Here is an 11,928-nt window from a genome sequence, read left to right as displayed (position 1 = left end):
CTGCCCCCCCTGGTGTGCGCGGTCGGCGCCGGGGCGCGGCGCGCGCCGGCCCGGCCCACCGCCGCCCCCCGCCCCGGCACGCAAGCAGGCCCTGGCCGCGGGAGAGCGGCCCGCGGCCAGGGACCACCGCACGCGTCACCGCCCCGTCACACCCAAAGGAGCACGAACGCCCTATGAGCAGCAGCTTCATCACGATCAGCTTCAACTGCCAGGAGAACGGCTTCGGCAGCCGGGAAAGGCGCCTGAAGGTGTTGCGCCGCCTGCGCAGTTTCAACCCGGCGTTGGTGTTGCGCCAGGAGATGCCCGGGGCGGCCGACCACGCACGGGCGGTGATGTACAAGGCGGAGGACCCCGAGGTGGGGCTGGGGATGCGCGGCTGGCTCGGCGAGGGCTCGGCCACCGCCGTCTTCGCCGACACGGCGGTGCTCAGGCCCGTCGCGGAGTACCCCAGCCCCGCGAAGGTCATGGAGAGGCCGCCGACCGCCGTGGGGTTCCAGCTCGCGGCCGCCGGGCCCGAGTCCACGCCCGTCATCGGGGTCGCCGGGCACAACCCCTACCCCGTCCCGGTGCAGCGCGAAATAGAAACCGGCTGGCTGACTACCTTCAACGACAAGGTGATCCGGATGGCCGACGGCTCCCGCCGCAAGGCGTACATAATCCTCGGCATCGACGCCGCCCAGGCCACGCCCGGCGAGGTGCCGCTGCCGCAGGTGCGGGACATCGGTGACGAGCCGCACCGGGCGCACCGCACCCGCCGCGGCCCGGACGGCACGTACGTCATGGACTAGGAGCCGCACGCCATCCTGGAGATGGCCGGTGTGGTCGATGTGGCCCGGCACCTGGCCGCGACGCAGGGCCACAGTGCGGGCCTGGCCCCGACCATGCAGGCCACCACCACCCACGGGCCCGCCACCCGCGTCGACTGGGTCTGTGCCAGCCGCCCCCTGCTCCCGGCCGCAGCCGCCTGCGAAGTCGTGGACGCCGACGGGGACTCCGACCACGACTACGTGGTGGTCAGCTGGCACCTGGACACGCTCATCGACATCCTGCGCCGCCCCGTACCCCAGCCCACCCCTGAGCTTTCCCGGACCGGATGAGACCGAGACCCCGGCCGGGGAAGGGCGCAGGGCGTGGCCTGCGCCGGGTGCGGCTGGCACGCCGGCCGCACCCACCCGACCTCTCCCGGTGCGCAGCCGTCCGGCCTCGCGCAGGGAGAAGCGGTCTCGGCCCGGCGCCGACGACCGCAACCGCGCGCCCCTCGGAAACGGTCCGCCGAGGCTGACCCGCGTTCCAACGGCCGAACAGGGAGCGGGTCTCGCGCGGGGCCGCCGGGAGCACGAAGGGGCTCCCGGCGGCCGTCACATCGCCTCCGGCCGCGCAGACACCTGGTCGCGCGGCCGGAGGGCCCCTCTGACCATGTCCGACGTACGACCGCCAGGCAGGAAAATGCTCACCTTCGACTCGCACTCCCCCTCATCCGCAGGGCTTGCCGCACGCAACCATCTCCAGGCGGTGCACCAGCCGGCCGTCGTCCCCTTCATCGCGCTGCGTACCGGGGAAGAGCCGGTGGACCAGGAGCTGACGCTGCGCGATGCGCCCGGGGAATGGGGGCTGGCCTACGCCGATGAGGTTCCCGAGGACCGCGACGTCCACGGTGTCCTGTGGCAGCGCCACACTCAGAGCCTCGGCCGGTCCGGCAAACCGGCCGGGCCCTGGCTGACCGGGCAGGTCCACCCGGGCCGGCTGCGGGAGACGATGGTCCGGCTGCACTGCCCGGTCTGCAACTACCCGGCCGGCCGCAGCGGTGACGGCTGGCTGTTCCTGGAGCCGCTGGCCGCCGAGCCCGTCGACGGGCGGCTGACAACCTGGCCCGCGGTGTGTCTGGAACACGCCCTCACCTACGCCCGCTACCGCCCCGACCTGCGGGACGGCTACACCGCCGTCCGGTCGGCCGAGCCCGTCCTGTACGGCGTGCGCGGCCGGAGGCTGCGGTTCGCCGGCACCGCTTTCGAGACCGCCGAGCACGACGTCCTACTGCCCTACGAGCACGCCCGGGGCCGCTGGATCGTCGCCGAGCGGCTGGTACGGAAGCTGCTCCAGACGACCACGGTGATCCAGGCCGTCGAAGTCGTCGCCGGATGACGCCGCAGCGCCCTGCCACCCACAGCACAAGGAGCTTGCCGTGACACTTCGCACCCAGTACGACAAGTTGACGCCCACCGAGGTCCGGGGCCTGCCCCTTCTCGCCGACGGGAAGTCCACAGCGGCCGCAGCCGCCGCGATGGGCATCAAGCCCGAGACACTGATGAACCACCTGCGACGAGTGCGCAACAAGGTGGGCGACGGCTCGCGCGCGCACGTCCTGCACCGCTGCTACACCAAGCGTCTGCTTCCGCTGCCGATGCCCGGTGAAACGCCGGTTTTCTTCACCCTGGAGGAGAGGCGGGTGTGGACCGTGGTCGCTACCTACCCGATTTCGGTGCGAGTGCCGGGCGGCACGACCCGAGACGCCATAAGAGCGCTCATGAAGAAAGCCGGAGCCGCGTCCGAGCCCCACCTGATCAAGCTGGGCCACCAGTACGGCCTGCTGACCGGCCCCGACCACAAGCGGTTTCGCACCTCCGGCCCTTGACCGGACGTATGCCCTGGAACAGCAGGGCCGCCCCCTCTTCGCATCGCCGTCCCGGCGGCGCGGCCGTCACGACACCGACCTCACCGACACCTATGCGAAAGACACAGATGAACCAGCTCGAAGCTGACGCCGGCACACCAGCCTGCGAGGTACGGCAGGAAGCCGGACCCAAGTACGACGACCTCGGCGCCCGTATCCGCACCATAGCCGCCGAGGTCGCCCCTGTCGTGGAGGCCGTCACCGGCCTGCCGCTGCCACCCCGCCCCCTGATCCGGGTGGTGACGCCCTCGGCCCTCGCACGCACCTGGCTGGCCCACCTCCACGGACTGGCGCACCGTGAGCGCATCGCCGTCGCCCGGGTCGGCTTCACAATCGACGCCCAGCAGTGTGCGGCCTGGCACACCGACTACATCGACGCCGCCAAGGACATGGTCCGCCGCTGGGCCGACGACGCCGCCCACAGCATGGAAGACGCCTTGATGAGGCCGCAGGTACTGATGAAGGCCAAGGTCATCACCCACGCGCAGCACGACGACGACCAGCTCTACCGCACCGTCGCGCACGAGCTCACACACCTCGCACAGCACCGCGCGAGCCAAGGCCTGGCCTGGGTCGCGGCCATGACGCGCTATGCGCGCACGGTGAAAGTGCCCGGCCACGGATTCGTTCCAATCGCCGCCATGAAGCTCATCGAGGGACACGCCTTTTGGGCTGAGGAGGAAGTGAACCTCAAAGTCCTGGGGCGCAAGGTGGGCTGGCCGCAGGCCGAAGGGACAGAGATTTTCCGGCGCGCCAAGGACCGGCACGGGGTCTTCCGCAACCGAAACGGAGAGGCTCCCAGCGCCGCCGAGGCCAAAGCCATTTACGACGAGTGCCACCGCTTCGTACAGAAGGCGATCGACCGTGTTGGCCTCGACCAGTTCAACGGCATATGGACGAGCTTCGTCTCGAAGTGCCCCGTTGAGGACGAGATCGTGGCCCCGGGCATCTGGCAGCGCCGCGTCGGCCTCGCCAGCGTGTCCCGCCGCCCCGCGACGTGGCGTCAGGCGGCGTTCCTCCGACGCCGGTAACAGGCCAGTGGGCCACCTATAACCCGGTGCCCGGCGGTCACGCCTCCCCGCACACCGCCGGGCACCTCTTTCCCCCCCCGGAAAGCCCTCATGAACACCACCCCCACCCCGCGCCCAGGGCGTCCGCGCAACATCTGGAAGGGGCGCACCGTCCCGTACGTCACCGCCTGGACCGGCGAACAGGACATCTCCCGCCGCACCCTGCGCATGACCGCCAAGGGACTGGGCTACCTCCGTTAAGGCCCCGGTTCGGCGTGCTGTGGGAACGCTGGGACGGCAGCTACGGCGATGGTGAACCGCGCTTCGGGAACTCGCATTCCGAGCGGCAGCGCACCGCGATGGAACATCTCCTGTGCCAGGTATGCGCCCGCCCCGCCAGCCGCACCAAGCACGGCTACCTGTTCCTGGCGAAGACCCAGGTGCGGACTCGCGGTCCAGTGTTCGTGAATCTCTCATCTCGAAGTCCTGGCGATAGCGCCTCGGACGTGCACGGGTGCGGACTCGCGGTCCGGTGTTCGTGAATCTCTCATCTCGAAGTCCTGGCGATAGCGCCTCGGACGTGCACGGGCAAAGGGGCGTGTGGAACGGCGAGTGCGAGTTGCTCGGACACGACCTGCAAAGCCGCAGGACACTTTCATGCGAGTTGGCAGCATCACCCTCCACCGCCACGGCACCCTGCCAGCAGCCGAACTCCACCTCAACCACAACGCGGCCAGCACCTCGCCGTCCTGACCCGCACACCACTGCCCCACCTGACCGCGCGCCCTGCCCCGGCTCCCCCCCCCCCCCGACGACGACACCCACCACACCGCTGCCACCGCGCGCTGGACACGGCTCGAGGCCGGCAGCAGCCCGTCCGCGCCTGCACCCTGTGCACCCGCCACCGCAGCCAGAACGCCACCGACACCGCCTGGGTCCACCCGGCACCACACCGGCTGATGTGCCCGCGCCATCAGCAAGCCGCCCCCGACCCGCGGCTCACCTCCCCCATCCGCACAGGGGCCGTGCCCGAACTCTCCGCAGCGCACCACACCCACCAGCGCCTTTTACGGCACCCACGTGCCAACACCGCCTGGACCGCAGCGCGCGCCATCACCACCCGCTGGTACGACCACCAGCAACATCTCACCCACCGCTGGCACACCCGCCTTAACCGGCTCAGCTCCACCAACCCCCACCTCACCGCCACCAGCAGTGCCTCCCCTGCCCTGCTGACCCGCGACCTGGTGACCTACCCCAAAACCGTCACCCTGGCCCGCACACTCGCCGCCTTCCTGAACCGGCCACACCGCGAGACCGGCAAGGCCCTCAGCCTCATCGCCCACCGACTCGGGCTGCCCCGTCTGGCCAGCAACGCCAACGACCCCCTCGGGGCCTTCCTCACCCACACACGCTGACCAGCACCGCCCGGAACCCCAAGCCCTAGAGAGCGCAACCGCCCACAGACGCGCCACCACACCTACGAGAAAACCAAGATCAATCCCACATAACTACCGGACCGCAGACCAGCCACCCGAACAACCCAACCGAACACGACCCCAGCCCACCCCATCACCCTCGAACACAACCGACTCAGCCGTCCCAAATCCCACACCAAAGACAGGACACCAGACCACAGCAGCCCAGCCCCCTGAACATCACCGCTCCGTCACAGCCCCCGCCTCACCAACTTGCTGGCACTCACCCACTGCCACCGCGCCTCCCACTCAGGGCGCTCTGCGGATCACAAGGCCGATTTCAAGCCAGTCAGGCCCTAGTCCGAGGGGCCATATGGGCCTTGTCGGTGGTTGGCGAATCAATAACGATCTGAAGCACGTCGACGCCCATGCACCTCTGACCAGGGGCATTAGGCGGGCCGAAGCGTCCTTGAGCTCTACGAATGAAGGGAACTTCTACATGTCTGGATTTGTCAACGCCCGGACTGGCGCGCCGCTGAGGTGTCGTACGGCCGTAGTGGCCGGTATAGCTGCTGGGGCTGTGTTCGTCACCACAGCTGCCGCTCACGCCTCCGATGCACCGTCACGTCCTGAGGCACCATCAACCGCCGTTGCAGTAGCTGACCCCAGAAGCGGACCTTTGGAGGGCGTCGGCTCCGATGACCAGGTCCTGAAGGCACTGGAGGAAGCGTTGACGCTCATAGACTCCATCCCTGACGAGGTGCTTGCGCAGGGAGAGAAAGCCACCGCGCAGTGGCTGGCTGAGCGCATCCCCGCCAAGTCGGTGGGTGACGGCCAGAAACGGTCCTTCGACCTGGGCGGATGCGCGCGCGGCATTGCTATTGCCCTCGGCTCCAACCTCCTCGCCATCGGCAAGATCTACAAACTCAAGAAGGCCATCGACAGGCTCGGCGGTGTCAGCAAGGTCATCGCAAAGATCAGGTCCAAGAAGAAGATGGGCAAGACGTTCAAGAAGGGGATCATGGAGATTTTCGAAGAGGCTGGAACGGGCCTCGGCGCCATCGGCGCGGAGATACTGGGCGTAACCGACGTCATCAAGCACTGCTGGTGACACAGGGGCAGACGAAGGACTGGTGTCTTGACGATGGAGCTAGCCGCGACCGTTCTACGCTGGGGGTTCTTCGGCGTCGGATCCGCCTTGCTGATCGCATTCGTCGTCACCGCCGCCCGCCAGCGCCGTGATGGTGCCAGTTTCGGAGAACTGGCTGAACTGATGGAACGCGAGTGGTTCAGCGCAGGGAAGGTATTCTTCACGGTGCTCGTCGGGCTTGTCGGCTCATGGTCGGCGGCGTACGTAGGCGGCACTCGCAGCGGACTGCAGGAAACCGTCCCAATCCTCTTTCCTCTGGGCGTTGTCGCCGCCTTTGTCGTCTGCAGCCTGACCAAGAGTGGCAGCGACATCAGTAATTCTCTACGAATCAAAGCGCTGGTCTTGCTGGCCGCCCCTCTGCCGATCGGTGCTGTGATGACGGGCTGGTAAGCCACGTCACAATGCGATCGAGGTCCTGCCGGGCGCCCGGTAGGACCTCGATCGCGCGGGCCAACAGCCAACACCTCGCTGAGCCGCGAGTCGGTATCTGGACGGCAGGTACCTAGGTGGCCCGGTAGACGTCAACCGCTCGGGTCGAGGTGTCGAAGACCAGGCCGTAGCTGTCGTTGACCAGGACGGGCGCGATGGGGCCGATACTGGTGCGCAGGTCGCTGCCCGTACGGGCATCAAGGGTCATGGCCTGATCGGCCTGGGCGTAGACGACTCCGTGCCACGCCGAGGTGATCGCGGGCGCGTCACGGCGCGCCGCCACGTCGGGCAACCGCCACAGGACGTGCGGCGTGCGGACGTCCAGGGCCCCTACGACCGCGTGGCCGGAGCCGTCGGTCCCTGCGCAGATCGCCGTGTTCCACCCGTCGTAGTGGCAGTCGCTCAGTGGCATGTCACCAGAGTCCAGGCGGGTTGCACCGGTCGCGGCGTCGATCAGCAGGGTTTCGCCGGTGGTCCCGTCGGCCAAGGTCAGCCCGGGGCCGGCGTCCGATGCGGTGGCCTCCCCGAGTCGCAGGTTGCGCTGCCACATCTGCCTGCCGTCAGAGGCCGACTTGCCGACGAAGTCGCTGTCGCCGCGCACGCCGACGGCCACTGACTGCTCCAGGTCCACGCCCTTGAAGTTGGTGTCGGTCCAGATGACCTGGCCGGTTTGGTGTCGAGCAGGGCGGAGAGCGGCAGAGACTCTGAATAGCCTTGCTCGTATGAGGTGACGAGTACGTGCTGGGCGTCGGCGGCGACCACGTGGGGCTCTGCCGTAGCAGTCATGTCGTCACCGGCGAGCCTGCGCGTCCACAGAGTTTCTCCGGTGTCGGCGTTCAGGGCGACGACACTGATGCCGTGCCGGTCGGTGTGGGTCCCCGTGCCCTCTTCCGTGGTGGCGAAGGCACCGATCACCTTGTTGCCCGCGAGCCGAGGTGCCTGGGCGACAGAGCCCCCGTGCGGGATGGCTGTGTGCCAGGCGGTGTCACCGGAGTCCAGCTCGAAAGCGGTGATTCCGACGTCGTCCTGGTCGTAGGCGTAGGCACGGCTCACACCCAGCGTCATGACGTCGTCCAGGTCGTCTTCGCTGGCCGGGGAGGGCCACGCCCCCTGTAACACGGCGGTGCGCTCCTGCGGGAAGGACTCCGGCGGCGCCTTCGGCTTGGCTGCCGGACTACCGCCGGGCGGGGGACCGCCGCCGCAGGCGGCCACGGCGAGAAGGACGCCGAGCACGAAGCAGGCCAAGCGTAGGAACCGCTGTTCGGTGTTGAGCCCGGTCGCGGACTCCATGGGTTTCATGGACACCAGACGGTGGCAGAAAGCGGTCCGGTCAAGCAGGTCTTCGCAGATATCCGGGGCGCTCGAGTCATGGTGCCAACTCGCATGAAAGCGTCCTGCGGCTTTGCAGGTCGTGTCCGAGCAACTCGCACTCGCCGTTCCACACGCCCCTTTGCCCGTGCACGTCCGAGGCGCTATCGCCAGGACTTCGAGATGAGAGATTCACGAACACTGGACCGCGAGTCCGCAGATGCCGCGCGCGAAGTCGGCGACCTCCCGTGTTATCTGGGGTGCGTGACGAGCGTCGGGCATGTTGGGCAAGTAGCGGCAGGAGCCCGTGCCTTACGGGTATCAGCAGGCTGTTCAGGTACGTACGGCATGGTCCGGTCGGATGGGCTGAACCTGGGGAAGCGTGCCATCACTTGCGAGCGCCCCCGGTAGTTATGCAGGACATGGAACCCAACACGGTCTTCGAAGCGATCACCGGCGTCCCGGCTCCCCGGGACGAGGCCGTCGTCGCCGAGCCGATGAACATGGAGAACGCGGGAGCCGCGTGCGACTTCTGCCCCAACGGCCCGCTCGTCGGCATCGAGTCGCCCCCGGTGGTGTGGGCCTTCCCCGCCGGCCAGGCCGAGGACTCCCGCGAACTCGTCCCCGGCTCCGGCATCAAGATCGGCCTGCCCTTCGCCGCGATGCTCTGGAAGGCGTGCGAGCGCTGCCGCCGCCACATCAAGGCGAACCGGTGGGCCGACCTGGCCCGCGACTGCGGCCTTCCCGAGGGCGGCTTCGGTGCCTGGCAGGGCTTCCGGGTCGCCCGCCGGCCCGGCCCCGGCTACGCATGGCCGCTGGTGCCGCACAAGCTGCCCACCGTGCACAAGCACGTCCGCGACGCCTGGGAGAAAGGCAAGCTCGCCTTCGCCGATCACGTCCGTGAGCGCCTGGTGCCAACTCGCATGAAAGCGTCCTGCGGCTTTGCAGGTCGTGTCCGAGCAACTCGCACTCGCCGTTCCACACGCCCCTTTGCCCGTGCACGTCCGAGGCGCCATCGCCAGGACTTCGAGATGAGAGATTCACGAACACTGGACCGCGAGTCCGCAACAGGGGCATGGAAGAAAGCGATCTCGTCAGCGCTGTCCGAGATCGCGGCGGCTCGCTGCTGCAGCGTGAGTACGTCCGCCAGACCTTCCTCTGGCGGACGCAACTCACCCGTCGTGAGCGCCAGCTGCGGGACCAGCGACAGCCGACGACTTCTGGTTTCATCCACGATCCGGCAAATTACGGGGATCGCTCGCAGAATTCGCCAGTAACGGCGGAGATCCCACACCACACCAACGAGTGGCTGCCCGGTACAGACGGTGGACCTGCTGAGATGCGGCTACCTCAGCATGAGGGCCTTCGGGGAACCCATCGGACAACCCCTTGGGGTCGGCGTCGCCTGGGCGGGCACCGTCAGGAGCGGCGCGGCGGTGGCGCCGGCGGGCGCGAGGGAGCGGATGCGCGGTGTCATGAAGTGCTGCCTCCCGGGACGGGGTCGATGCGGCGCGGCGCGGCCGTGCCGTCGAGTCGGGTTTCGCGGGGCGTGCCGGATTCGGCGGTGGTGAACGCACCGGCGCCGCCGACGAGCGGCAGTTCCGCGGATGTGCGGGCCAGGTCGACGGTGAGCGTCGGGGTGTCGGCGGGGGGTTCGATCAGGTTCTTGTCGGTGCCCGCGACGATCAGTGCGAGTCGGTGGCCCTTCGGCACGACGTGGTCGGTGGCGGCGAGGTCGAGGGTGATGGTGTGCGGCTTGCCCGGGGTGAGGGGGCGGCCGCGCCGGTCATCGGCCCAGTTGCCGAGGTCTGCCCAGCCGCGGCTGAAGACGGTGTAGCCGACGTCAGCGGTCTTCGCGCGCGTCTCCTTGAAGCAGGAGCTGTCACCCGTGGTGCTCGCGCCCCAGCAGGTGCGTTCGGGGAGGGTGGTGATGCCCTCGCCCGCTTCGGCGTAGTCGCGGATGGTGTCGGGCCCGAGGTCGACGAGGACCGCTGAGAGATGGGCGGTGCGGGTCGTCGGGGTCGCGGTGACGGTCACCTTCGAGGAGCCGGACAGGCGCAGGTCACGGCTGAGGGGCTTGCTGACGAAGCCCGCCTTGCTCGGGGTCGATGTGTCGATTTGCCCGGCCCAGTCGGTCTCGCTCAGCCTCGGGTCGTCGGTGAAGGTCTCGGTGCCCTTGCCTGGCCGGGTGCCGAGGGTGCCCACGCCGGGGGACGTGCCCTTGGCGGGGCGGAGCTTGACGGCCCGCGTGCCGCGCGGGGGCCAGACGCGGTCGGTGCTCCAGCGGTCCGGGGCGCGCTCGATGTCGGCCATTGGTTCGCGGTCGACGCCGTTTTCGTAGCCGAGGAGTTCGTGGTCGAACCAGCGGTGCAGGGTGCGCACCCAGTGGGCGCGGCGGAAGTCGAAGGGGTCGACGTGGCCGGTCTGGCTGAGCCAGATCTTGCGGTCGACGCCGTTCTCGGCGAGCGCGTCCCACCACTGGCCGAAGTGCTTGGTGCGGACGTTGAGGTCCTGCATCCCGTGGACGACGAAGACGCTGGCGCGCACCTTGTCGGCGTCCGGGACGTGGTTGCGCTCGCTCCACAGCCTGGTCCAGTCGCCGGTGCGGGGCGCCCGGTCGATGAGGCGCTGCTGCACGGCGCCGCAGCGGGCACGGGCCTCGGGGCTCTCCACGGAGTTCGAAAGCCACTCGGGGCCGCTGTCGCGTAGCGGGGCGCCCTTGGCGAAGTAGTAGTCGTACCAGGAGGAGATGGCGCCGATGGGCACGATGGTCTTGAGCCCCGGCACTCCGGTGGCGGCGACGCCCTGTGCGACGGTTCCGTCGAAGCTCTTGCCGATCATGCCGGTGTCGCCGTTGGACCACGACGCCTTCGTACGTTCGTTCCCGGTGCGGCTGGTGTAGCCGCAGGCGCGCCCGTTCAGCCAGTCGACGACAGCCTTGGCCGACTGGACGTCGGAGCGGCCGCCGACGTCGACGCAGCCGTCGGAGCGGCTGGTGCCTGCGAGGTCGACGGCGACGTAGCCGTAGCCGCGGGGCACGAAGTAGTTGTCGTAGTACTGCGGGAGCTGGACGGGGTTGCCTTTCTCGTCGTACGTCTTCTTCTGGCTCTCTGTGCCCCGTCCGCAGCAGGCGTAGTACGGACTCGCGTCCATGATCACGGGTATGCGGCGGCCCGTGCGGTCGAGTTCCCGGGGGCGGACTATGTCCACGGCGACGCGGTCGGTCCTGCCGTCCGCGTCGCCGTCGATCCGGGTGTCGACCCATACGGATTCACGTATCGCGTCCTTGTACGAGTACACGGGTCTGCTCTCGCCCGGCTTGCGCGGGGTGTCGGTCTCGGCGACGACCTCGGTGGTTCGCTCGATGCTGGCCCGCGCCGCGCCAGCGTTGTCGCTGATGCCCGGGGCCCCGGGGGAGACGCCGGCGGCCGATGCTGGGGCCGCCAGCAGGAGAGAGGCCGCGAGCGCGCTCGGGGCGATGAGTCTGCGGTGCACAAGAAGCTCCAAGACGCAGGGGACAAACATGCTTTCGTCTTGGTCGTCAAGCCTATTCAGCCTCTTCCCACACATCGCATTTATGTCCCCAGTCATTACATGATTGTCATTGAGCCGACATATAGCGCAATGTCTCATGCACCAGTCATTGCTGCGTGCAACTGCCTGGCGCACGCGAGTTCACCGGTGTGCCTTCTGTGCCAGACCGATATGTGTGCTAAGCACCTGCACACTGTGAACATTCGTCCGCGTTCAGCGGTTGGCCGGCCGCGCACGCGCCCAGCTGGATCGGGCGCCCAGAGCTGACGCACGCGCCTACTTCGCTGGCACCCCGCGCCGGGGGCGAGAGCTAACGACCTCGTGCACGGTAAGCGGTGAGGCGTCGAGGATGGCGGCGGGACTCGGTGTTCACCTCTGCCGTGTCGACGTCAGGTCCGCGGTCTGCTG

General features: G+C 68.7%; 12 protein-coding genes. 10 read left to right on the top strand and 2 right to left on the bottom strand.

Annotated features, from left to right (window positions below; translation table 11 throughout):
• Nucleotides 1–173: 173 nt before the first annotated feature.
• From AB0A97_RS34995 to AB0A97_RS34955, 9 genes are all read left to right on the top strand, one after another.
• Nucleotides 174–788, top strand: coding sequence for a hypothetical protein (locus tag AB0A97_RS34995; protein ID WP_361157886.1), 615 nt, complete (start codon nucleotides 174–176; stop codon nucleotides 786–788).
• A gap of 21 nt (nucleotides 789–809) precedes the next feature.
• Nucleotides 810–1,097, top strand: a complete 288-nt coding sequence (locus AB0A97_RS34990; protein ID WP_361157884.1) for a hypothetical protein — start codon at nucleotides 810–812, stop codon at nucleotides 1,095–1,097.
• A 319-nt stretch (nucleotides 1,098–1,416) separates the two neighbouring features.
• Nucleotides 1,417–2,142, top strand: coding sequence for a hypothetical protein (locus tag AB0A97_RS34985; RefSeq protein WP_361157881.1), 726 nt, complete (start codon nucleotides 1,417–1,419; stop codon nucleotides 2,140–2,142).
• A 40-nt stretch (nucleotides 2,143–2,182) separates the two neighbouring features.
• The gene (locus tag AB0A97_RS34980) at nucleotides 2,183–2,632 is read left to right on the top strand and encodes a LuxR C-terminal-related transcriptional regulator (RefSeq protein ID WP_361157879.1); all 450 of its coding nucleotides are present in this window, start codon (nucleotides 2,183–2,185) and stop codon (nucleotides 2,630–2,632) included.
• A gap of 107 nt (nucleotides 2,633–2,739) precedes the next feature.
• Nucleotides 2,740–3,702, top strand: coding sequence for a hypothetical protein (locus AB0A97_RS34975; protein ID WP_361157876.1), 963 nt, complete (start codon nucleotides 2,740–2,742; stop codon nucleotides 3,700–3,702).
• 90 nt (nucleotides 3,703–3,792) lie between these two features.
• On the top strand, nucleotides 3,793–3,942 hold the full coding sequence (locus tag AB0A97_RS34970) for a hypothetical protein (protein ID WP_361157873.1): 150 nt from the start codon (nucleotides 3,793–3,795) through the stop codon (nucleotides 3,940–3,942).
• A gap of 764 nt (nucleotides 3,943–4,706) precedes the next feature.
• Nucleotides 4,707–5,099, top strand: coding sequence for a hypothetical protein (locus AB0A97_RS34965; RefSeq protein WP_361157871.1), 393 nt, complete (start codon nucleotides 4,707–4,709; stop codon nucleotides 5,097–5,099).
• Between the two features lie 499 nt (nucleotides 5,100–5,598).
• On the top strand, nucleotides 5,599–6,210 hold the full coding sequence (locus tag AB0A97_RS34960; RefSeq protein ID WP_361157869.1) for a hypothetical protein: 612 nt from the start codon (nucleotides 5,599–5,601) through the stop codon (nucleotides 6,208–6,210).
• A 33-nt stretch (nucleotides 6,211–6,243) separates the two neighbouring features.
• Nucleotides 6,244–6,639, top strand: a complete 396-nt coding sequence (locus tag AB0A97_RS34955; RefSeq protein ID WP_030655501.1) for a hypothetical protein — start codon at nucleotides 6,244–6,246, stop codon at nucleotides 6,637–6,639.
• A 112-nt stretch (nucleotides 6,640–6,751) separates the two neighbouring features.
• Here AB0A97_RS34955 and AB0A97_RS34950 read toward each other — a convergent pair whose 3' ends face one another.
• Nucleotides 6,752–7,309 (bottom strand): hypothetical protein, encoded by a 558-nt coding sequence (locus AB0A97_RS34950; RefSeq protein ID WP_361157866.1) that lies wholly within the window; start codon nucleotides 7,307–7,309, stop codon nucleotides 6,752–6,754.
• A gap of 1,099 nt (nucleotides 7,310–8,408) precedes the next feature.
• Between AB0A97_RS34950 and AB0A97_RS34945 the strand changes: the two genes are divergently transcribed.
• Nucleotides 8,409–9,263 carry a hypothetical protein gene (locus tag AB0A97_RS34945; RefSeq protein ID WP_361157863.1) on the top strand — a complete coding sequence of 285 codons (855 nt, stop codon included), beginning with the start codon at nucleotides 8,409–8,411 and terminating at the stop codon, nucleotides 9,261–9,263.
• A gap of 196 nt (nucleotides 9,264–9,459) precedes the next feature.
• On the opposite strand, the gene AB0A97_RS34940 is transcribed toward AB0A97_RS34945, so the two are convergent.
• The gene (locus AB0A97_RS34940) at nucleotides 9,460–11,352 is read right to left on the bottom strand and encodes a Xaa-Pro dipeptidyl-peptidase (RefSeq protein WP_361158211.1); all 1,893 of its coding nucleotides are present in this window, start codon (nucleotides 11,350–11,352) and stop codon (nucleotides 9,460–9,462) included.
• Nucleotides 11,353–11,928: the final 576 nt, after the last annotated feature.

It is taken from the genome of Streptomyces sp. NPDC045470, assembly GCF_040646595.1.
Classification (GTDB): domain Bacteria; phylum Actinomycetota; class Actinomycetes; order Streptomycetales; family Streptomycetaceae; genus Streptomyces.
This window is presented reverse-complemented; position numbering and strand designations above follow the sequence as displayed.

Excerpts from the sequence above, each read along its gene's own strand:
- AB0A97_RS34995 (WP_361157886.1), top strand. The coding sequence starts at position 174 with ATGAGCAGCAGCTTCATCACGATCAGCTTCAACTGCCAGGAGAACGGC.
- AB0A97_RS34990 (WP_361157884.1), top strand. The coding sequence starts at position 810 with ATGGCCGGTGTGGTCGATGTGGCCCGGCACCTGGCCGCGACGCAGGGC.
- AB0A97_RS34985 (WP_361157881.1), top strand. The coding sequence starts at position 1,417 with ATGTCCGACGTACGACCGCCAGGCAGGAAAATGCTCACCTTCGACTCG.
- AB0A97_RS34975 (WP_361157876.1), top strand. The coding sequence starts at position 2,740 with ATGAACCAGCTCGAAGCTGACGCCGGCACACCAGCCTGCGAGGTACGG.
- AB0A97_RS34970 (WP_361157873.1), top strand. The coding sequence starts at position 3,793 with ATGAACACCACCCCCACCCCGCGCCCAGGGCGTCCGCGCAACATCTGG.
- AB0A97_RS34960 (WP_361157869.1), top strand. The coding sequence starts at position 5,599 with ATGTCTGGATTTGTCAACGCCCGGACTGGCGCGCCGCTGAGGTGTCGT.
- AB0A97_RS34955 (WP_030655501.1), top strand. The coding sequence starts at position 6,244 with ATGGAGCTAGCCGCGACCGTTCTACGCTGGGGGTTCTTCGGCGTCGGA.
- AB0A97_RS34945 (WP_361157863.1), top strand. The coding sequence starts at position 8,409 with ATGGAACCCAACACGGTCTTCGAAGCGATCACCGGCGTCCCGGCTCCC.